We start from the raw sequence: 21,051 nt of genomic DNA on the forward strand, positions 1-21,051 counted from the left end.
GACCGCCATCCTGATCGCAGGAACGGGGGCAGGCATGATCAGGCTGACGATCGACACCACGCGTGTGACAGGCGTGATCCGGGGCGCCGAGGTCACCCAGGCACCGAAACCGCCGGACCAGAGCACGGGCGACCTGCTCTGGAGGCTGCGCAGACAGCCGTCGGAAGGCCTGTTGCGCGAGGCGGGAACCGCGCTCGGGGACCGTTTCCTGGACGGACCCGTCGGCGCGGCACTCCGCGACGAGCTGCGGCGGCCGGGACGCCACCGCATCGGCGTCGAGGTCCGGGACGCCACGCTGGCGGACTTCCCCTGGGAGACCCTCGTTCCGCCCGGCCGTACCGTCCCACTGGCCCTGGACCCCGGCGTCGACCTGTACCGGACGACCCCGCACACCGGACGCCCGGCCCTCGTACCCGGCGGCCCCCTGCGGATCCTCGCCGCGGTGGCCGCCCCGGACGACAGCCGGGGCGAACTGCTCGACTACGAACGGGAACTGGGCAGGATCCTCGACGCCGTGGAGCCCGGCCACCGCACCGGACAGCGGGTGCGCCTGCTGGAATGGGGCAGCGTGGCCGCGATCCGGGACGCCCTCGACGAGTCGCCGTGCCACGTGCTGCACATCTCCTGCCACGCCCGCCCAGGCGCGCTGCTGCTGGAGGCGCGCACCGGCGCGGAGGACGCCGTGGACGCCGCACGGTTCCTGCGTGACGTGCTGCCGTCCCACGGCAGCCTGCCCCTGATCGTGCTGGCGGGCTGCTCCACCGCCCTGGAGGGCGCGTCGCAGCTGCCCGGACTGGCCCGCAGCCTGCTGGACCACGGCGCCCCGGCCGTGCTGGCGATGACCACCGCCGTCAGCGACGACTACGCCACCGAACTCTGCGCGCGGCTCTACCGCAGCCTGGCCGACCACCCCGACAGGGACCTCCTCGGCGCGTTCTGCGACATCCGGCGGCAACTGGCGCGGGAGCCCCGGCCCTTGCCGGAGTGGGCCACACCGGCCCTGTTCCTCGCCGACCCGGAGCTGCGCCCGGCCCACGGCGGCCCGGCCCCCGCGGAACCCGCCCCAGCACCCTCAGTTCGGCAGCCCGTCATCCTGGACGGCATGGTGCGCGCCCGGCACGACTTCGTGGGGCGCAGGAGCACGCTGCGCCGACTGGCGGGCCCCGAGCCGCGGGTCCTGCTGCACGGCATCGGCGGCGTCGGCAAGACCAGCCTCGCCGCCGAACTGGTACGGCGCTTCGAGGCCGTCACCCCGGACGGTGTGGTCGTGGCGGTCGGCGGGGAGACGGCCGCGGAGGCGATCCTGGACGAGCTGCGCCGCCGGCTGCACGCCCGCCTCGTGCGCGACGACGTCGACCGGAGCGACCCACTGCACGAGCTGCTCCGCACCCTGGGCGACCACGGACGGGACTGGCGGGAGCGACTCGCGGCGACCACCCGGGCCACTGTGCCGCTCCTGCTCGTCCTCGACAACGCCGAGGACAACCTGGACGGCGACCACCATATGGCGGACCCGGATCTCCCGGCGTTCCTGCAGAGCTGGGCGGAACACCATCCCGCCATCGTCACCAGCAGGTTCCCCTTCCCGGTGCCCGGCCTGGAGACCTGGCATCTCGGCCCTCTGACCTGGCAGGAGACCCGGAAGCTGATCTGGCGGCTGCCCGGCGTCGACGCGCTGTCCCCTGCCGAACAGTGGCAGGTGTGGACCCGGCTCGGCGGCCATCCGCGGTCCCTGGAGTACCTGGACGCCCTCCTGCGCGACGGAGACGGCCGCTTCGGCGAAGTCGCCGCCCGGCTGCGCGCCGCTGTGGCCGAACGCGACGGCGCACCGGGCGAGTTGGGGCGGAAGCTGGACGAGACCGGCGCCCTGATCGCCCAGGACGTGCTGCTCCCGGAGCTGCTGACCCGCCTCGACGACATCCCCTCGGCCAGGGAACTGCTGCTGGGCGCGGCCGTGTACCGGTTACCGGTGGACCGGGCCGGACTGGCCTGGCAGCTGGCCGCCCCGTCCGCGGAGGAGGAGCCGCCCGCCGAGCCCGACGGCCTGGACGAGGCCGTGGCCCGGCTCCTGCACCTCGGACTGCTCGCACCCACAGAGTCCGGCTACCTGGTCCACCGCTGGACCGCCGCCGCCCTGGCGCGCCTCGCCGGCCCGCACCGGCTGACCGAGGCACACCGCAGGGCGGGCGCCTACTGGGGCCGGCGCTGCGGCAGGACGACGGACCAGGCCGCCTACATCGGGTACGCACTCGAAGGCAGGTACCACGAACTGGCCGGCGGGAGCGTGTCGGGGGCCCTGGAGTACACGGTCCTCGCCTGTCACGAGCTCGACAAGGCCGGTCAGTGGGTGCGTGAGGAACGCCTGCGACGCGAGGCGCTGGCCCTGGCGGCGCCGGGGACGCTGAAAGCCGCCGAGTGCCTGGCCGACCTCGGCGGCCTGGACGCCCGCAAGGGGCGCTACCGCCAGGCCGAGACGCGGTACCGGCAGGCGCTGGCGGCCTTCGAGGAACTGGGCGCCGACGACCGGGCCGGACGTGTGCTGCACCAACTGGGCCTGCTCGCCCAGCATCGCGGGGACCGCGCCGAGGCCGAGCGCCTGTACCGGCAGTCCATGTCCGTCAAGGAACGCATCGGCGACCGGGCGGGCATGGCCTTCACCCTGCACCAGCTCGCCGGCCTGGCGATGGACGAGGGCGACGACCGGCGCTCGGAGCGGCAGTACCTCGAAGCGCTCGCCCTGTGCGAGGAGTTGGAGGACCTGGAGGGCATCGCGGCCGCGCAGCATCAGATCGGCATCCTGGCCTTCCGCGCCAAGGACTACGACAAGGCGGCCCGCTGCAGCGAGACGGCTCTGTCCCACTTCGCCAGGCTGGGTGACCGGATCAACGTGGGCAACGGCAGGACGGCCCTGGCGAAGATCGCCCTCGCCCGCTTCGACCACACGGCGGCGCAGGAACACGCGCGCGCCGCACTGGAGATCTTCGAGGACATCGGAAGCATCCGGAACATTGCCGAGAGCAGCCAGATGCTCGGCGAGATCTCCCGTGACGCCGGTGACCTGACCTGGGCGGAGACCTGCTTCTCCCGGGCGCGGGAGACGTTCCGCGCCCTCGGCGAGAAGGGCCACACGGCCTCGTGCAACCGCCAGCTCGGCGCCCTGCGCACCGTCCTGGGACGCGTGGCCGACGCGGTGCCGTGCACCCTGGAGGCCTGGCTCGACGAGCAGCGCGACCCACGGGGCCGCAGGGACATCGAACTGCTCGCCATCCAGCGCAGGGAACTCGGCGCCGCCGCCTTCGACCGGCTCGTGGCCCGGCTCGTCGACGAGCCGACCGCGACCGATGCCATCCGGTCGACCGTGTCGTTCGACGCGTTCTACTTCTCGTATCCCAGCCCCACACCGCTGGGCAGCGCCTACGTGAAGCTGGGGATCGCCGCGTACGAGCGCGGTGCCGTCGGCACGGCCCGGATGTTCCTCCAGCACGCGCTGCCGCTGTGCGAAGCCGCCGACTATCCCGAGGGCGTCGCCAAGTGCCACGAGGACCTGGGGCACGTGAACCTGGAGGTCCGCCGGCTGGAGGAGGCCAAGCAGCGCTACCGGTCCGCGCTCGCCGTCTACGAGCGGCTGGGGAACGACACCAACGCGGCCATCGTCATGCATCAACTGGGACAGGTCTGCCAGGAGCAGCGGGCCTACGCGGAGGCGGAAGGGTACTTCCGTGCCTCGGTGGCCCTGAAGAAGCGGCTCGGCAACCGGCAGGGCGTCTCCAACAGCGTGTTCCACCTGGGCCGCGTCGCCCAGCTGCGTGGCGACCGGCAACTGGCCGAACAGTGCTACCGGGAGTGCCTGGCCATCGACCAGGAGCTGGGGGCCTGGGCGGAAGTGGCCCTCGACTACGCCGAACTGGGCAACCTCCGAGCGGAGCAGGACCGGCCGGGCGAAGCCCTGCTCCTGATGGTGCAGGCCCTGTCCATCAACCGTCGGATCGGCTCGGACAACGCGGTCCGCAACCTCAGTGCCCTGCGCGCCCAGCGCGCCCGGCTCGGTGACGAGCAGTTCGTCCGGCTGCTGCGCCGGGACGTCGACGAGGAGTCCGTGTCCGCCGTCCTGTCCCTGACGGCCCTGCTGCCGACCGCCACCGACCGCCCCGGCGGCGCCCCGACGCCCCCCTGACACCCGGCGCGGTCACGTCCCGCGCGACGGCCGGGTCACGCCCAGGTCGGCCCGCATGGCGATGCGCATCCGAAACAGATCCCGCCGGCCCCGCTCGACCGCATCCCGCACGGTGACGGTGGTCGTTGAGGTCGCCAGATAGCCTTTGGCCGCCGTTCCCCAGTGTCCCAGTAATGAGGTGAGGCGAGACGGTCCGTCTTGCTACGGTGGGGGCATGGCTTTCCTCTTCTTCGCCTGAGCGCGTGCCGCGGCCGATGCCGCCGCTTCCGCCCCCCCCGGACCGTTCGCATGGCCCAGGGAAGCCCCCCCCGGGGGAGCGGCTGTCGGCGGAGCGCTGTGACCGGTGGCCGACCGACCCCACATACCTCTACGGAAAGCGATGGAGCATGACCACCTTCCTCACCCCCCGGCAGCTCGCCGACCGCACCTCGGCCGCGGTCGAGGCGGCCGTCTCGGCGTCACGCGCACTCGGCCTGGCCGTCAGCGAACCCGCGGTGCTCCACGACGTCTTCTCCGTCGTCGTCCACCTCGCGCCCTCCCCGGTCGTGGCCCGGATCCCCACGGTCCTGCCCGATCCCGGCGACCTCGCCGCCCTGGCGCGCCGTCAGCAGGACGAGTTGGACGTGACGCGCTGGCTCGACGGGCAAGGAGTGCCGGTGATCGCGCCGAGCCCGCTCGTGCCGTACGAGCCCGTGCAGCGGAACGGTTTCTCGATGACGTTCTGGACGTTCGTCGAGGAGGACCGGGACGCGGAACCCGACTACGTGGCGAACGCCGAGCGCGTCGCCGACCTGCACGCGGCCCTGCGCACCTACCCGGGCCGCCCGGAGTTCCTGTCCGCGGCTGACCCCGAGTTCATCACCGACAGCCTCGACCGGCTCGGCCGGCACCCCACCCTGATCGGCGCGGCAGAACTGGCCCGGGCCCGCCGCGAGTGGCAGGCCCTGGAACCCCTCGTGCGCTCAGGCGCCGCTTTCGAGGCCCGGTTCCCCGGCATCGGCCTCCAGCCCCTGCACGGCGACTCACCCGCCGCGAACGTGTTCCCCGGCGTGGACGGTCACCGCTACGCCGACTTCGAACTGGTCACACTGGGGCCCGTGGAGTGGGACCTGGCCGCCCTCGGGCCCGAGCACCGCGCCGCCTACGATCGCGGCGCACGGCGCAACGGTGCCAGGCCGCTCGACGAAGAGGTTCTGCGCCTCGTCGACACCCTGGGCATGATCCGGGTCGTCGCCACCCTCACGCTGGTCCCGCAGCTTCCCCGCCTGTGGGAATACCTCAAACCCGCCTTGGAGCAGTGGAAATCCAAATAGCCTGCAAATTCAGCTCCCGAATCGATCCCTTTCCGATCCCCCATTCCTCCCGCCCGTGAAAGGTTGACCGCGTCAATCACCCTCCCTAATTTTGCCGCATGACAACCAGTCACTGGAATCCGAACGCCCATTACCACCCCGAAATTCTGGGATTCGTTCCCGAAAACTGCCGCGAAGCGCTGGACGTGGGATGCGGCGACGGGGAACTCGCCCGTCTGCTCGCCGCCCGGTCCGGCCGGGTCACCGGGATCGATCTCTCCGCCGAGATGGTCGAGTCGGCACGCGCCCGCAGCGAGGACGTGGACAACGCCCGCTTCCTGGAAGCGGACTTCTTCGAGGCCAGCGGGACGGAGCTTCCGGAGCTTCCCCTGGGCCACTACGACCTGATCACCATGGTCGCCGTCGCCCACCACCTCGGCACCGAGCGCGCCCTGAACCGGTCGGCGGAACTGCTCGCCCCCGGCGGGCGGCTGGCCGTCATCGGCCTGGCCGACCCCGGGTCCGTCCTCGATCTGCTGCACCTGGCCGTAGCGGTGCCGTCCGTGAAGGCCCTCGGCCGGCGCAGGGGCGGCCGTCACGCCCCGGAGAAGATGCCGGTCGCCGACCCGGACACCACCTTCCGCGAGGCGCGGGACATCGCCCACCGGGTGCTGCCGGGAAGCCGGTTCCGGCGCCGCCTGCTGTGGCGCTACACCCTGCTGTGGGAGAAGCCGCGCGACGTTCGCGCCTGACGTCCGGGGTGCCCTCGTGCCCATTTCCGCAGCCCTGGCCGGCAGTTCCCGTTCGGCCCGGCGGGCGGGGTATCGGATCGGGACCGGGCCGGGAATCGGCTGCGCCACTCTCAAGTCATCGGAAGGCGGCCCCGCCCGGGGGAACCGCCCGGACGACAGGGAGACCGGGGTGACCAGGATCGTACTGATGTCCGGCAGCCTGCGGCGCGGCTCGGTGAACACCACCGCAGTCGCGACCCTCGGCCGGCTGCTGGCCCGGCGGGACGCACGGGTGCACACGCCCCTGCTGGATCCACGGGTTCTGCCGTACTACGACCAGGACCTCGACGTGGCGGACGGCCCCGCGCCGGTCGCCGAGGCCCGACGGCTGCTCGCCTCCGCCGACGCCCTGGTGATCAGCACCCCCTCCTACAACGGAGGAGCCCCCGGTGTCCTGAAGAACGCCCTGGACTGGCTCTCCCGCCCCTGGGGGGACAGCGCCCTGACCGGTCTGCCGACGGCGGTGCTGAGCGCTTCCCCCGGACCCCGTGGCGCGGCGGACGCCCAGCCGGGACTGCGGGTGAACCTGGAGCGCTCCGGAGCGGTCCTCATCGACCACCGGCCCCTCGCGCTCGGCGACGCGGAAGCTCTGCCGCGCACCGGCCAGGGGTTCACCGACCAGGCGACCGTCGCCCTGCTCGACGAGGTGGCAGCCGCCGTGTGGGCGGCCCGGCGCACCGTCGTCGGCGTGGACGTCGTCCGGCCGGCGGCCGGTGACGGCGCACCGCGCCCCGCCACCGTCGCCTGACGTCCACCCGCCCCGCGACCGTCGCCTGACGTCCACCGCCCCGCGACCGTCGTCCGACGTCCGTCCGCCCGGCGCCGCGGCCCCGACCGCCGCGCCCCTCCCCAGACTTGCCCCGCGCGTCGTGCCCACGAGGCCTGCGCCGGCGGCAGGAAAGCCCGCCCGACCAGGGACGGTGCACCGGTCCGGCCCCACGCGCGCCGTGGAGCCCGAGCCATGAAAGGGGGTGCCCCTCATGACGAAGCTCGTCCGCCGTGTGACCCGCGCCGCCATCTGAGGCGCCCTGTCAGATCCCTCGTCACGAGCACAGCAGGAAAGCGAAGGAGGTGCAGTCCCATGACCAAGCTCGTCCGTCGCGTGACCCGCGCCGCCATCTGAGGCGCCCCTCACCCTCCAGTGCAGTGAGGATTCGCCCCCTGGGGCAGGCTCGCCCCGCCCCGGGGGGCGCATCACGTCCTCCTCTTGATCCCACGACAGGAGTGGAGTTCCGCCATGGGCATCCCCGAACGGATCACGCGGATCGTCAGCCTGCCCGGTCGCGGGCTCCTGGCCTGTGACGTCCGCGGTGGTCTGCACCTGCTCGACCACGACCTCACCCTGCGCCGCTCCTCCGGCGTCCCCGCCCTCGCGCAGGACCCGGCCGGCCACCCGGTGTACGGCGTCGCCCTCGCCGGCGACTGGATCATCACCCGCGACAAGGCCGGCACCCTCTGCCGCTGGCACGCCGACACCCTGCACCTGGCCGACCGCCTCGACGCCCGCGCCACCGCCGACCGCTCCCTGCTGCTGGAGGGCGAACAGCCGTCCCCCACCATGCTGCGCGGCATCGGCCTGTGGAACGGCAAGGCGTACGTCGACAACGGGTACTTCCAGGTCGTCGTCCTCGACGTGGAGACGTTCGCCGTCGAGCGGATCGTCCCCTGGCCGCACGGCTACGACATGCTCGAATGGTTCTGCACCGACGCACCCGGAGTGCACGCCGTCGCCGACCGGCACGGGTGCGTCCACCTCGGCTCGCTGGAGGAGTGGTCGTTCCCGACCACCGTCCGCATCGACACCTCCAACGTGCACCGCGTCGTCTACGACGCCCGGCACCGCCGCTTCTGGGCCATCGGCGACGCCGGCATCGGCGACACCCACAACATCTCCAACGGCGTGGTGACCCTCGGGCTCGACGGCACCGTCGGCCAGCGCATGCACTTCGCCCGCAACGACGTCGAAGGGCTGGTGTTCTCCCCGGACTTCACCACCGCCTACATCGGCGGCTTCGACGGCGAACTGCTCCTGTTCGACAACACCACACCCGAACTGACCGTCCGCAAGCGGGTCACCGGCTTCAGCCACCAGATCATCGACGTCACCATCGACGAGCAGGGACGGGTCTACACCCTCACCCAGGACGGCGAGATCACGGCCCTGTCCCCGGAGGGCGAGCTGCTCCACCGGCTCGCCCACCCCCGCCAGTGTGTGTGGGACCTGCGCCCGCTGCCCGGCGACGCCACCACCGTCCTGGCCGCCACCGACGACGGAACGGCACTGCTCCGCCTCGAAACCGGCGGCGACCACGCCCGCCTCGACCTCGTCGAGCAGTACCAGGACGCACCGGGCTTCGCCCGCCGGGCCGAACCGTGCGGCGACGACCAGGTCGCGATCCTCTGGCCCGACACGGTGCGCCGCACCACCCCCGGGGGCACCCTCGTGTGGGAGGCCCGCCTGCCCGGCATCGTCCACACCGTCTCGGTCTCGCCCGACCACAGCCGCGTCCTGGTCGCCTGCAACGCCGGCGGCTTCGAATTCGACGCCGCCACCGGCCGGCAGCTCCTCCACATCGGCCAACTGCCCGCCAGCGCCTGGGCGTCGGCGTACCTGCCCGACGGCCGCCGGGTGCTCGGATGCCGCACCGGCCGCCTCGCCGCCTACGACGAACACGGCTCCGTCTCCTGGGAGACGGAGCTGGAGAGCTACCCCAAGCGGCTGCTCGTCGACGGCGACCGGCTGCGCGTCACCGGCGGCGGAGGCGTCAAGGAACTGGTCGTCGGCGAGGACAAGCCCCGGCGGCAGTTCGTCGAACTCCTCGACAACACCGCCGAGAACTGCGCGCTCATCGACGGCACCCTGTGCGTCGTCACCTACGGCATGCAGATCGCCGCCTACGACCACGACAGCGGCGAACTGCTCGCCCTGCACGAGGACCTGCCCGACTTCCCCAAGGGGATGACCGCCCTGCGCGGCGCGGACGGCCGGGCCTACGTGGTGGTCGGCGGCCGGGGCGGCTACCTGCGCCTGTACCGCCTGGACCGCGGCGGCGAGGGACCCGTCCTCACCGTGCTGCGCGACCTGTGGCTGCCGCGGTCCTCCGGCGCCCGTCCCTTCCCCGCCGCGGCCGGCGCGGCCCGGCCGTGACCACCGCCGACCGGGTGCGCGGCGCGCACGGCACCGCACGCGGCGACGAGGTGGTGGAACCCTCGCCGTTCGCCGAGCGCGCCTTCCGGGTCTTCGCCGCCGGCAACTCGGTCAACAACCTCGGCGAGGCGCTGTACGCGACCGCGCTGCCCCTGCTGGCGTACCGCCTCACCGGCTCGCTCGCGGTGATGACCTGGCTGGCGGCCGCCGTGCCGATGAGCATGCTGCTCGCCCCCTGGTTCGGCTCGGTGGCCGACCGGCGCGGCACCGCCGGACTCGTCCTGTACGGACTGCTGGCGCAGGCGTCGGCGGCCACGGTGATGAACCTGCTGCTGTGGCAGGGCGATCCCGAGCCGTGGGTGCTGTTCGTCTGCGCCCTGGTGGTGGCCGCCGGCGGCGTCGCCTACCGCGTCGGCTGGATGACCGACGTACCGGTGATGTTCCCGCGCTGCCCGGCCCGCGCCCGCGGCACCCTCAACAGCCTGTTCCTCGCCACGACACTGGCCGGGCCCGTCCTGGTCGCGGCCACCCTGCCCCTGCTGGGCTACCTGGGCGTGCTGTGGCTGAACCTGCCCACGTTCTTCGCGCCGCTGGCCGTGTGGGCGTTCGGCGTCCGTCCGCCGCGCCGCCCCGCGGCGGACGGACGCCGGCGCGAACCGGCACGGCTGCGCGGCGTCTGGCGCGACACCCTCGCCGACCGGCGCATCGCCGTCACGCTCGTCCTGCAGATGGTCCTGGAAGCCGTCTGCGGCACCGGCCTGACGTCCCTGGTCCTCTTCGAGCTGCGCCACTCCTGGCAGCTGTCCGCACAGCAGGCCGGCTGGGTCGTCGCGGCCGTCAACCTGAGCCTGCTGACCGGCAACCTGCTGGTCTCCCAGCGCGAACGCCTGCGCCCCGCGACGCTGCTGCCCGTGGCCGTCGTCGTCCGCGCGGTCTCCCTGGCCCTGCTGGCGGTGCCCGTGTGGCCGCTGTTCCTCGTGGCCCTGGCCCTCGGGGCCGTCGCCCAGGGCGCGTTGCTGGCCGCCGTGGTGATGCTGCGGGTGCGGTACCTGCCGCAGCGGGTCATGGGCCGGGCCTCGGGACTGATGTGGCTGCTGACGGGATCCGCCGCACTGCTGTCCCCTGTTGTGATCCCCCCGCTCGAACACGCTGCGGGCCCGCACGCCACGTTCCTGGCGCTCGGCGTCGCCTCGTCGGTGGTGCTCGTCCAGCTGCACCGCGCCCGCACCGCCTGGACCCCGACGAACCCGGCGACGACCGAGCCGGCCTAGGAGGAGGAAACATGCCCCACATACCCGGCGACACCCGCACCACCGACCTCCCGGCCGCCTCCGTGCCCGCGCTGCGCCACCCCGACGGCACCGGTGACGCACCACCCCGGGCGGAGGTGCGCCAGAGCGTCCGCATCCCCCTGTACCCGGCGACGGGCGACCCCATCACCGCCCGCGTGACGACCTTCCGCGGGCTCGTGGACGGACGCGAACACCTGGCGCTGCGCCTGGGCGCCGTCCAGGACGGCGTACCGCTGGTGCGGGTGCACTCCGAGTGCCTGACCGGCGACGTGTTCGGCTCCGCGCGCTGCGACTGCGGCCCCCAGCTGCGCGAGGCGCTGCGGATGATCGACACCGCCGGCGGACTGCTGCTGTACCTGCGCCAGGAAGGGCGCGGCATCGGCCTGTACAACAAGCTCGACGCCTACGGGCTGCAGGACCGGGGCCTGGACACCTACGAGGCCAACCGGGCCCTGGGGCTGGGCGAGGACGAGCGCGACTACGCGGCGGCCGCCCAGATGCTGCGGGCCCTCGGCCACGACGAGATCGACCTGCTCACCAACAACCCCAACAAGTGCGAGCAGCTGCGCCGTTACGGCATCCGGGTGCGGCGCACCGTCGCCACGGGCGTCTTCGTCAACCCGCACAACACCGGCTACCTGACGGCGAAGGTCGCCCGCACCTCTCACACCATCCGACTGGAGGAGTCAGCGTGATACGCCATCACGGGCCGATCAGCGGCGTCGCGGCCTTCGGCGGCGCGTACGTGGCCACGGCCGGCTACGACAACCAGGTCATCCTGTGGGACGCGGCCCGCCGGGCGCCGCTCGCCCGCGCCGTCCACGACCACCTGGCCAACCAGGTCGCGTTCAGCCCTGACGGGAAGCTGCTGCTGACCTCGTCGAGCGACTACACCGCCCGGCTGTGGTCCGTGCCCGACCTGAAGCTCCGCGCCGTCCTGAGCGAGCAGAAGGACGACGTGGAGATGTCCGTCTTCCACCCGGTCCGGGAACTGGTCGCCACCGCCTCACGGGACCACCTGGTGCGGGTCTACGACTTCGCCGGCGCGCTCGTGGCCCGGTTCGAGGGGCACACCGCCGACGTCATCTCCGTCGCCTGGCTGGGTGAGAGCGACGAACTGCTCACCTCCAGCGACGACGGCACGGTCAAGCGCTGGTCCCTGGCCTCCGGCGGCATGGTCGGCGAGGTCGACCTCGGCGGCGTGGAGACCGACACCATCGCGATCACCCGGGCCGGCGTGGTGTACGCGGGCAACGACGACGGCGAGATCATCACCATCGCCGACGGCCGCACCGGCAAGGCCCCCGCCCACGAGGCCGGCATCAAGCGGCTGGTGTACCACGCGGCCACCGAATCCCTGGTCAGCCTCAGCTACGACCGCACCCTGCGCGTCTGGGACGCCTCCGACGCCGAGGCCGGGCTGCGGCTCACGCACACCGCCGAGTTCCCCGCCGAAGTGTGGGCCCGCTCGTGTGCCTTCCTCGACGACACCACACTCGTCTTCGGCACGTTCGGCTCGTCGTACGCCCTCTACCGCGTCACCGACGGCACCTGGGACCTCACCGGCGTGGAGCCCACCGCCTGCGTCAACGCCGTCGCCACCACCGCCGACGGCGCCGTGTGGACGACCGGCGACGCCGGACTGGTGTGGGTGGACGGCTCACAGCGCGCCGACACCGGCAGCCTGTGCAACTTCCTGGTCGAGGTCGGCGACCGGGTCCTGACCGGCGGTCAGCTCGGCCGGGTCTTCGACGCCCGCGACGGACGCGTCCTGCACCAGCACCGCTCACCGCTGAACTGCGCCGCCGCCTTCACCCGGGACGGCGTGCCGCACGTCGTGGTCGGCGCCTACACCGGCGAGGGCCTGGTCTTCGCCGTCCGCGAGGGCCAGGAACCCGAGCACGTCGCCACGCTGCCGCTGCACACCAACGCGGTCAAGGGCGTCGCGGTCTCCGGCGACACGCTGTTCGCGGTGTGCGCGGACGCCTCGGTGTCCTGGTTCTCCCTGGAGACGTTCACCGAGACCGGCCGCGTCGACGAGGCCCACGCGCGCATCGCCAACGGCTGCGCCCCGCTGCCGGGCGGCCGCTTCGCCAGCGTCAGCCGTGACCTGACCCTGCGGATCTGGGACGGCCGCACCAGCCGTACCGTGCCCACGCCGCACGACCACTCCGTCAAGTGCGTCGCCGCCTCCGCGGACGGCCGCCTCGTGGCGACGGGCTCGTACGCGGGCACGGTCGCCGTGCACGACGTGACGACGGGGGAGTGGCCCCTCGTGGTGCGGCCCACCACCGCGGGCATCTCCAGCCTGCACTGGGACGCCGCCCGGGGCCGCTTCCTCGCCTCGTCCTACGACGGCCGGGTCTACCCGCTGGACCCGCCGGCGACGGCGGAGGCACCCGTGGAGCGGGCGGCATGACCACGGCCGAGGCCACCGTGGTCAACCCCAACGAGCTGGACGACCGCACGGCGATGGGGCTGCCCGCGTCCTTCACCGACCGCGTCGACCAGGACCGGCTCCGGCATCTGACCGGCCGGCTCGCCGGGTCCGGCCCCCGCGAGCTGGCGCTGCGGGTGTCGGACCCGGCGGCCGAGCCGCTGCTGCGGCTGGCCGCGGGCAACCTGCTGGCCCTGCTGGGCGATCCGCGGATCGACCCGCTCGCGCCGGCGATGGCGGACGTCCCGGCCGCCCGGGTGCGGCTGGGCCTGGCCGAGGACCGGGTGGACGCGGTCGCCGCCGCCTGGCGGCACGTGGGCGTGACCCGGGCCTGGATCGCCAAGGAGGCACCCGAGTACGAGGCCGACATCGCCGCCTTCCGCATCGCCCGCTACCCGGTCACCAACGCGGAGTACCGGCTGTTCCTGACCGAGAACCCGGACGCCGGACTGCCCACCTCCTGGCGGTTCGGCGTCTACCCGCCCCACCTGGCCAACCACCCGGTGTGGAGCGTGTCGCCGCAGGACGCCGACGCGTACGCCGCCTGGCTCGCCCACCGCACCGGCCGGGCCTTCCGGCTGCCCACCGAGGCGGAATGGGAGTACGCGGCCTCCGGCGGTGACGGACGCGCCTACCCCTGGGGCGAGGAACCCGGCGAGGACCGGGCCAACACCGTGGAGTACGGCCCCCTGACCACCACCCCGGTCGGCATGTACCCGGCGGGACGGAGCCCGTTCGGCACCTACGACATGGCCGGCAACGTCGAGGAGTACGTCGCCGACGACTACCGGCCCTACCCGGGCGGCCGGACGGTCGACGACGACCTGCACGAGAACGCCGGGACCTCCTACCGGGTGGCCCGCGGCGGCAGCTTCACCCGCTACGCCGACCTGTCCCGCTGCCGCCGCCGCCACGGCTGGTACCGGCGGGACCTGTACGCCATGGGGTTCCGGCTCGCCGAGACCCCGCCCGCCGGCGGCACCGGAACGGGGTGGGACCGGTGAACCGCCTTCCGTGTCCGGCGGCGGCCGGGGCGGCGGTCCGCAGGGTGCCGCCGTGACGGGCCGCCGCGACAGACCGGGCCCCGGGAGCGACGCGGAGTGGTTACGGCGCGCGGTGGAACTCTCCCGCCGCTGCCCGCCGTCGCCGACCGCGTTCTCCGTCGGGGCGATCCTCGTCGCCGCGGACGGCCGGGAACTGGCCCGCGGGCACTCCCGCCAGGACGGCGGCCGGGTCCACGCCGAGGAGGCCGCCCTGCGGTCCCTGGGCAACCCCCGGCCCAGCCTGCGCGACGCCACCCTCTACACCTCCCTCGAACCGTGCACCCGCCGCGCCTCCTCCCCGTCGCCGTGCACCCGGCTCGTGCTGGCCGCGGGCATCGGGCGGGTCGTCGTCGCCTGGCGGGAACCACCGCTGTTCGTGGCGGACTGCACCGGCGTGGAGACCCTGCGCGCGGCGGGCGTCGAGGTGGTGTGCCGGGACGAACTGGCGGAGGCGGCCCGGGCGGTGAACCGCCATCTGCTGCCCTCCGGCCCGGCGGGAGGGTGAGCGCACATGTCCCTGCCACCGCGCCGGGGTCCGGCCCCGCTGGTCGTGACCGGTGACCCGGTGGAACAACTCACCGACCCGGCGCCCGCCGGGCTGACACAGCGGCTCGTCGACGCGGTCACCGCGTTCGACGGGGTCCGCACGGGTCCCTCGTACGTCTGCGTACGGGGGACCCGTGCGTTCCACCTCGCACCGGTCCTGGCCCACGGACCGGCCGAGGCGTTCCTCGCGGGCTCGGAGTTCGGGCACGTGCATCCGCCCTACGACGGCAGCCTCCACCTGATGCTGCCCGCACCGTGGGGCAAGGCGGTGGTCGCGGCCGGCTGGGGCACGGCCGCCGCCCCCTGCGGTTCGCTGCTCGTCTACGGCCCGCGCGACGAGACCGAGACGGCCGTCGTCGCGCGACTGGTGACACGGGCGTACCTCTACGCGCGCGGCACCTGGACCCCGGCCCCGCCCTGACCCCGGCCCCGCCCTGACCCCGGCCCCGTCCTGACCCCGGCCGTCCGTTCACCGGCCGGGGTATCGGGCCGGTATCGCACCGGGACGCCGCCGGGACCGGCCCGGCGCACTGTCGACGCAGACAGAGCGCGAACGGACGGCAGGAAGGGAACGACATGCGGTGGTTGGGGCACGCGGCGGTGGCCGTGGTCATGACGGCGGTGATCGGCTGGGCGGGCGCGACGGCGGGAGCCGCCGGTGCGCACGCGCACGGCGCGGACGGACACCACCGGGTGCTGGCGACCGACGTCGGCCCCACCCACTGACCCCCCTGTCGCCCCGAGCCGGGAGGAGACCGACATGACGGTGGACGCGGGACGGTTCCCACTGGTGCTCCTGCCGGGACCGGACACCCCGGCGGCGGACGTGACCGACCTGGTCCACGCCCTGCCCGCCGCCCTCAGACCGGTCGTCCTGCGCCCCGCCGCCGACGCGGCCACGCGCGACCTGCTTGGTCCGGAGGGCGATCCGGTGAGCGACCCGGTGGCCGGTCCGGTGGTCGATCCGGTGGCAGGGCTGGTGGCCGGTCTGGTGGTCGATCCGGTGGCAGGTCTGGTGGCCGGTCTGGTCCGCCGGGTCCGGGACGCGGGCGTGACCGGCCGGTTCGCCCTGCACGGCTGGGGCACCGGCGCTCACCTCGGGCTCGCGCTGGCCGGGGCGGTCGAGCGGGCGGCCGGACACGCCGTCTGCACCACCCTGTTCGTGTCGGACGCGGTCGCCCCCGGCCGGGCCCCGGCGCACGGACCCCTGACCCACGCCGTGCGCCGTACGGTCACCGAGAGCCGGCTGGTGGTCTGCGCGGGCCCGGTGCCCGGCCGCGGGCTCGCACCGTGGAGCCGGCACTCCACGTCGGGCACGGAGTTCGTCACCCTGCCGCCCGGGCCACGGCCCACGGCCCTGGCCTCCCTGATCGCCACGCGGCTGCTCCCCGCCACGACCCGGGCACCCCGCACACCGGCGGCACAGCAACGGGACGAGTCCAGGGCGGCCCACGCGACTTCCTGACCCGAGCCCACTCCCACCTCCGGCCGCCGGCCCCGGCCCACCCCGGGACCGGCGGCCGACTCCATGCCACCGACACCCCCGGGACACCGAGCCTCACGACCGCTCCTCCAACCGGGTTCCTCGCCGGGTCGCTCACGAGGCTTCCGTGGCCCGGCATCCTGTTTCCCTGGCCTGGGGCGGTGCTGCCCCGGCTTGCCTGCCGGGGGACCGACCGCCCCGCCTCCACCGGCGGGGCGGTCGGTCCGGCTTGGCCCGGTGGGGTCAGGGCGTCGTGCCCGGCGCCGTCGCCCTCACTGCTCCCCGCTCAGCGCTCTCGCGTCTCCTCGGCGCGCCCCATCGCGGCGGCGTGTTCCCGCGCCGCGCGCCCGTGCCGGTCCGCACCCGCCGCGTCCCCCAAGGCCCGCAGCGCCTCCGACAACCCCCGGTGCGAGCCGGCGATCTCCGCGCGCAGCCCGATGGACGCGGCCCGCGCCAGCGCCGCCCGGTGACGTTCCGCGGCCCGCCGGTGCTCGCCGCGCGCCCCGTCGATTCGCCCGAGCACGTTCTCGGCAGCGGTCTGCCGGGCCCGAGAGCCGTGCCCGCGCGCCAGGTCGAGCGCCGCCACCGCGTGCTCGTGCGCCTGCTCCACACGCCCCGCCGCCAGTTCGGCCTCCGCCAGATTGCTCAGCACCAGGGAGGTCAGCGCCGGCGACCGCAATGGCTCGCACAGCGCCCGGGCCCGCTCCAGGCACGCCACCGCGTCCTCGATCCGTTCCAGGCCCAGCAGGGCCAGCGCCAGATTGGCCAGCGCCGTCACCTCGATCCCCGCGTCGCCCGTGCGCCGGGCCAGGGCGGCGGCCCGTTCCCCGGCCTGTACGGCCTCCGGCAGCCGCCCCAGACGCTCCCTGGCGAAACACAGGTTGGCCAGGGCCTGCGCCTCCTCCCGCGCGGAACCCAGGGCGCGGTGCGCGTCACCGGCACGCTCAAGAGAGGCCACGGCGTCCGTCAGCCGTCCGACACTGGTGCACAGCACGCCGAGCCGGCTCAGGCAGGCCGCTTCGGTGCGGGGATCGTCGAGGCCGGAGGCGATCTCCAGGGCCTCCTCGGCGGAGGCGATGCCCTCCTGGAACAGGTCGCGCTGCCACCGGGCGACCGCCTGGTTGATGAGCGAGACGCACAGCAGTTCCGGATCACCCTCCTTGCGCGCGCTGTTCACGGCGAGCCCGGCCGTCCGCTCGAAGTCGGAGAAGTGGTTCTGGGCGTGCAGATGGAATCCGATGCCCCGGCTGAGCCACGCGGCATGCCGGTGCAGTCCGTGCTGGTCGGCGAGGTGCACGACGGCGACGACGTTGCGCCACTCCTGGGCGAACCACTGCTGCGCCTCCTGCTGGCGCAGAGCCGGCCCGGCGTACCGCGCGTCGGTCACCGGCGCGCAGGCGTAGCGCACCCGGCCGGGGAACAGGGCGTCGCACGCGCGCTCCAGGTCGGCCACCATGCGCTCGGCCAGCCGGCGCACCGCCGCGGAGCGCCGCGCGGCGTCGTCGGCCGGCAGGGTGCGGGCGAAGCCGTGCACCAGGTCGTGGAAGGAGTAGCGGCCCCACTCGAACTCCTGCAACAGATGCACGTCCAGCAGGTGTTCCAGCGTCCGCTCGGCGCTGTGCGGATCGGTGTCCAGCAGGGCCGCCGCGGCCGGTACCGCGAAGTCGGATCCCGGATGCAGGCTCAACAGCCGGAAGTGCGCCCGGTGTTCGGGCCTCATGGCGTCGTACGACATGCGCAGGGCCGTCGCCACGCTGCGGTCCCCGGACTCCAGTTCGCCCATGATGCGGGCGTCGTCGCCGAGGCGCTCGGTCAGGTGGTGCAGCGTCCAGTGCGGGCGTTTGCGCAGCCGGGCGGCGGACACCCGCAACGCCAGCGGCAGCCGGCCGCACAGCCGCACGAGATCCGCGGTGGCGTCCGGTTCGGCGGCGACACGGTCCGCGCCCAGGATGCGGCGCACCATCTCCACGCTGTCCTCCTCGGTGAGCAGACCGAGCGAGAGCCCTTCGGCGCCCTCCAGCTCGGGCAGCCGGACCCGGCTGGTGATGAGGACCAGGCTGCCGGGGGAGGCGGGCAGCAAGGGGCGGACCTGGGCCCCGTCCACCGCGTTGTCCAGGACCAGCAGCAGCCGGCGGCGAGCACTGGTGACCCGCCACAGCGCGATCCGGCTGAGCAGGTCCTCGGGGACGGACCTGCCGGGCACGCCCATGGCCCGTAACAGCACGCCGAGTGCCGAGCCCGTCGACAGCGGCTCCTCCTCGGGGGTGAAACCACGCAGGTCCAGGTAGAGCTGCCCGTCGGGGTAGGTGTCGGCCAGCCGGTGGGCGGCGTGCACGGCCAGGGCCGTCTTGCCGCTGCCGCCCATGCCGTCGATGAGCAGGATGTGCGGGCTGGTGCGGTCGCCGTCGGCGGGCGGTGCGGCGGTGAGCTGCCGTATCTCCTCCTCGCGCCCGGTGAAGTCCGCCAGGTCGTACGGCAGCGTGCACGGTGAGGTCCCGGCGACCGCGAACGGGGGTTCCTTCGTGTCCTGCGGCACCGGCGGCGTGTCCAGCTCCGGGTCGGCGCGCAGGATCTGCTCGTACAGCGCGGCGAGTTTGGGACCGGGGTCGATGCCGAGCTCCTCGGCCAGCGAGGTCCGCAGCCGTGTGTACTCCTCCAGGGCCTCCGCCTGCCGTCCGGCGCGGTAGAGGGCCAGCAGCAGGTGGCCGCGGAGCACCTCCCGGTAGGGGTGGGCGGTGACGGCCTCGCGCAGCTCGCCGATGAGCCCGCTCGACTCGCCCTGGTCCAGGCGCAGTTCGAAGCACTGCTCGGAGGCGGTCAGGCGCCGTTCCTCCCACACCGCGGCTGCGGCGTCGATGACCGGGCCGCCCGCGCCGCCGAGGATGGGACCCCGCCACGAGTCCAGTCCGGCCCGTAATTGCATGACAGCGTTGTCAAGAAGCCCTTCGGCACGGGCCTCCTGGGCGCGGCGCACCCGGATGTCGAACATCCGCAGATCGAGCTGGCCGTCGTCGAGCGCGACGCGGTAACCGGGTGGCTCGGTGACGATGACCTCGTGGCCGGACGGCAGCCGCCGGCGCAGTTCGGCCACCGCCTTGCGGACCTGGTGCACCGCCGTGGGCGGCGGCTCCTCCTCCCAGACCGCCTGGACGAGCCGGGAGACGGGTACGATCCGTCCGGCCTCCAGCAGCAGCATGGCCAAGACCCGTTCGTTGACCGGGCCACCGGGCTTGATCCGTCTCTCACCCTCCCAGATCTCCAGAGGACCGAGAACATGGAAGTGCACGCGGGGGGTGGTGTGCATGGTCGGTGCTCCAACTCATGGTGTATTCCCACTGGTTCCCCCGCAGGCCGGTGACCTCATATGTCCGTGCTATGTGCCGGTTGAACATACATACACTTCCACGCTCGGCGGCCGACATGCGCCGGTGTGCGGGCGGACCGGGACGGCACGGTGAGGACAGAGGGGAGCACGCGCTCCCGTCGGGGCGGGGCGGGACATCGTGCCGACGGCCCAGCACCGGCTCGGCCCCAGCCGGGCTTCACCCCGGGGCGACGACGCCCTCCGGGGCGGACCTGCCGGGGCACCCCCTCCCCTGACCACCACGACGGAGCTGCGCGCGTGATGCAGCAGCGCCCGGCTCACCGAGCCGGGCAGCAGCCCGGCGAAGCCCCCGCTTCACGCCGGGCCGGGGCGGCGTCGAGTTCGCCCCGGCATGAGAGAAACCTCACGCGGCGGCGCCGGGGGCGATCAGGCGGTGAGGGCCTGTTCGGTCGTGGGGTGGCACGGGATGAGCGTGTCCACGCCGACCAGCTGCAGGACACGCAGCACGGACTGCTGAGCCCCGGCGATGCGCACCCAGCCGTCCTCGGTGCTCACCTGCTGGTGGGCGGCGACGAAGACGTTGATGCCGCTGGAGTCCATGAACGTCACACCGCTGAGATCGGCGACGATCCGCGCCGGCCCCGCCCCGTCCGCACCCAGCAGGGCCCCCTTGAGCACGTCCTGGACGTCGTGGTCGATCTCGCCCCGCAGGGTGACGACACGGACCCCCTCGACCACGCGATGGTCCGCGGAGAGCCGGCTGGGCCGGTCGGCTTGCTCGGTGTGGGTCACGGTCTCCTCGACTGCAATCTAGGCTTGCCCCCTCGGGGCAGGACGCGCGGGTGATTCTGCCCCACGGACACGGTCGGATGCATCCAGGTGGCCATTTCGTGCCCCCTCTGTGCTGCATGCCACGGCCGCGGTGGGGTACTGGCGCGCGCATGACGGGGAGTGAGGACGAGACCGAATGGGATCTGATGGCGACGGTGACGACGACTGTACGGCGCCGGACGAGCCCGTGATGCGGGCCGGCTACGCACTGGGCGGAGAGGACCGCTGCATCGCGGACGCCCGGCACCACGCGGCCGCCTTCCTGGACCAGGCCGGCCACGACCATCACGTGCCCGTGTCGGCTCGTGCGAAGGACCTCACGCAGCTGGTGGTCAGCGAGCTGGTGACCAACGCCCGCAAGTACGCCCCCGGCCCCGTCCTGATGGAGCTGCGCCTCACCGCACGTGCGGTGGAGATCGCGATCTGGGACAGCGACCCCACGGTCCCCGCGGCCCGGGCGGCCGATCCGGGCAGAATCGGCCAGCACGGCCTGGAGATCGTCAAGGCGGTCACCGAGAACCTCTTCATGGAGCAGGAGGCGGTCGGCAAGCGCATCACCGCCCGTATCGCGCTGGCCGAGGGCTCCCGCAGCGACACCGCCGCCCCGTCCTCCAGGTAGCCGGCCGCCGCGACGTCCCGGATACCGGATCCGGGTGATCACCCGGGGCATCCTGGTAGCCCTGACCGGG

16 protein-coding genes are annotated in these 21,051 nt (G+C 73.7%); 14 read left to right on the forward strand and 2 right to left on the reverse strand.

Going from position 1 to position 21,051, the window contains the following annotated elements:
• The first annotated feature begins 34 nt into the window (after positions 1-34).
• The 13 genes from CHR28_RS00955 to CHR28_RS38705 all read left to right on the forward strand — a co-directional run bounded on the left by CHR28_RS00955 (position 35) and on the right by CHR28_RS38705 (position 16,188).
• Positions 35-4,174, forward strand: coding sequence for a tetratricopeptide repeat protein (locus CHR28_RS00955; RefSeq protein ID WP_179272273.1), 4,140 nt, complete (start codon positions 35-37; stop codon positions 4,172-4,174).
• A 386-nt stretch (positions 4,175-4,560) separates the two neighbouring features.
• Entirely contained in the window at positions 4,561-5,487 is a 927-nt protein-coding gene (locus CHR28_RS00960; RefSeq protein WP_094051453.1) for a phosphotransferase, read from the forward strand.
• A gap of 98 nt (positions 5,488-5,585) precedes the next feature.
• Positions 5,586-6,218, forward strand: coding sequence for a methyltransferase domain-containing protein (locus CHR28_RS00965; protein WP_094051454.1), 633 nt, complete (start codon positions 5,586-5,588; stop codon positions 6,216-6,218).
• A gap of 169 nt (positions 6,219-6,387) precedes the next feature.
• Positions 6,388-7,005 (forward strand): NADPH-dependent FMN reductase, encoded by a 618-nt coding sequence (locus tag CHR28_RS38055; protein WP_094051455.1) that lies wholly within the window; start codon positions 6,388-6,390, stop codon positions 7,003-7,005.
• 489 nt (positions 7,006-7,494) lie between these two features.
• Positions 7,495-9,405 carry a PQQ-binding-like beta-propeller repeat protein gene (locus CHR28_RS00975; RefSeq protein ID WP_094051456.1) on the forward strand — a complete coding sequence of 637 codons (1,911 nt, stop codon included), beginning with the start codon at positions 7,495-7,497 and terminating at the stop codon, positions 9,403-9,405.
• A complete protein-coding gene (locus CHR28_RS00980) occupies positions 9,402-10,676 on the forward strand; it encodes an MFS transporter (protein ID WP_143655757.1) in 1,275 nt (424 codons plus the stop codon). The genes CHR28_RS00975 and CHR28_RS00980 overlap by 4 nt, the downstream gene beginning before the upstream one ends.
• Before the next feature lie 11 nt (positions 10,677-10,687).
• Positions 10,688-11,392 carry a GTP cyclohydrolase II gene (locus CHR28_RS00985; protein ID WP_094051458.1) on the forward strand — a complete coding sequence of 235 codons (705 nt, stop codon included), beginning with the start codon at positions 10,688-10,690 and terminating at the stop codon, positions 11,390-11,392.
• The gene (locus tag CHR28_RS00990; RefSeq protein ID WP_094051459.1) at positions 11,389-13,116 is read left to right on the forward strand and encodes a WD40 repeat domain-containing protein; all 1,728 of its coding nucleotides are present in this window, start codon (positions 11,389-11,391) and stop codon (positions 13,114-13,116) included. Before CHR28_RS00985 ends, CHR28_RS00990 begins: the two co-directional genes overlap by 4 nt.
• On the forward strand, positions 13,113-14,138 hold the full coding sequence (locus tag CHR28_RS00995; protein WP_094051460.1) for a formylglycine-generating enzyme family protein: 1,026 nt from the start codon (positions 13,113-13,115) through the stop codon (positions 14,136-14,138). Before CHR28_RS00990 ends, CHR28_RS00995 begins: the two co-directional genes overlap by 4 nt.
• A 52-nt stretch (positions 14,139-14,190) precedes the next feature.
• Entirely contained in the window at positions 14,191-14,682 is a 492-nt protein-coding gene (locus CHR28_RS01000) for a dCMP deaminase (RefSeq protein WP_094051750.1), read from the forward strand.
• A gap of 6 nt (positions 14,683-14,688) precedes the next feature.
• Positions 14,689-15,144, forward strand: a complete 456-nt coding sequence (locus CHR28_RS01005; protein ID WP_094051461.1) for a luciferase domain-containing protein — start codon at positions 14,689-14,691, stop codon at positions 15,142-15,144.
• Between the two features lie 155 nt (positions 15,145-15,299).
• Positions 15,300-15,449 carry a hypothetical protein gene (locus tag CHR28_RS38700; protein ID WP_179272274.1) on the forward strand — a complete coding sequence of 50 codons (150 nt, stop codon included), beginning with the start codon at positions 15,300-15,302 and terminating at the stop codon, positions 15,447-15,449.
• 34 nt (positions 15,450-15,483) lie between these two features.
• Complete coding sequence (locus CHR28_RS38705; RefSeq protein WP_094051462.1) at positions 15,484-16,188, forward strand: hypothetical protein; 705 nt, start codon at positions 15,484-15,486, stop codon at positions 16,186-16,188.
• 304 nt (positions 16,189-16,492) lie between these two features.
• On the opposite strand, the gene CHR28_RS01015 is transcribed toward CHR28_RS38705, so the two are convergent.
• Complete coding sequence (locus CHR28_RS01015; RefSeq protein WP_094051463.1) at positions 16,493-19,510, reverse strand: AfsR/SARP family transcriptional regulator; 3,018 nt, start codon at positions 19,508-19,510, stop codon at positions 16,493-16,495.
• 447 nt (positions 19,511-19,957) lie between these two features.
• On the reverse strand, positions 19,958-20,323 hold the full coding sequence (locus CHR28_RS01020) for an STAS domain-containing protein (RefSeq protein ID WP_094051464.1): 366 nt from the start codon (positions 20,321-20,323) through the stop codon (positions 19,958-19,960).
• Between the two features lie 175 nt (positions 20,324-20,498).
• Between CHR28_RS01020 and CHR28_RS01025 the strand changes: the two genes are divergently transcribed.
• On the forward strand, positions 20,499-20,981 hold the full coding sequence (locus tag CHR28_RS01025; RefSeq protein WP_094051465.1) for an ATP-binding protein: 483 nt from the start codon (positions 20,499-20,501) through the stop codon (positions 20,979-20,981).
• The last annotated feature ends 70 nt before the right edge of the window (positions 20,982-21,051 follow it).

Origin of the sequence: Streptomyces sp. XY006 (assembly GCF_002237655.1) — a bacterium.
Classification (GTDB): Bacteria; Actinomycetota; Actinomycetes; order Streptomycetales; family Streptomycetaceae; genus Streptomyces; species Streptomyces levis.

What these genes read in the sequence shown, in the direction of transcription:
- CHR28_RS00965 (WP_094051454.1), top strand. Translation starts at nt 5,586, where the DNA reads ATGACAACCAGTCACTGGAATCCGAACGCCCATTACCACCCCGAAATT.
- CHR28_RS00985 (WP_094051458.1), top strand. Translation starts at nt 10,688, where the DNA reads ATGCCCCACATACCCGGCGACACCCGCACCACCGACCTCCCGGCCGCC.
- CHR28_RS38705 (WP_094051462.1), top strand. Translation starts at nt 15,484, where the DNA reads ATGACGGTGGACGCGGGACGGTTCCCACTGGTGCTCCTGCCGGGACCG.
- CHR28_RS00995 (WP_094051460.1), top strand. Translation starts at nt 13,113, where the DNA reads ATGACCACGGCCGAGGCCACCGTGGTCAACCCCAACGAGCTGGACGAC.
- CHR28_RS01005 (WP_094051461.1), top strand. Translation starts at nt 14,689, where the DNA reads ATGTCCCTGCCACCGCGCCGGGGTCCGGCCCCGCTGGTCGTGACCGGT.
- CHR28_RS38700 (WP_179272274.1), top strand. Translation starts at nt 15,300, where the DNA reads ATGCGGTGGTTGGGGCACGCGGCGGTGGCCGTGGTCATGACGGCGGTG.
- CHR28_RS01025 (WP_094051465.1), top strand. Translation starts at nt 20,499, where the DNA reads ATGGGATCTGATGGCGACGGTGACGACGACTGTACGGCGCCGGACGAG.
- CHR28_RS01015 (WP_094051463.1), bottom strand. Translation starts at nt 19,510, where the DNA reads ATGCACACCACCCCCCGCGTGCACTTCCATGTTCTCGGTCCTCTGGAG.
- CHR28_RS00975 (WP_094051456.1), top strand. Translation starts at nt 7,495, where the DNA reads ATGGGCATCCCCGAACGGATCACGCGGATCGTCAGCCTGCCCGGTCGC.
- CHR28_RS00960 (WP_094051453.1), top strand. Translation starts at nt 4,561, where the DNA reads ATGACCACCTTCCTCACCCCCCGGCAGCTCGCCGACCGCACCTCGGCC.
- CHR28_RS00955 (WP_179272273.1), top strand. Translation starts at nt 35, where the DNA reads ATGATCAGGCTGACGATCGACACCACGCGTGTGACAGGCGTGATCCGG.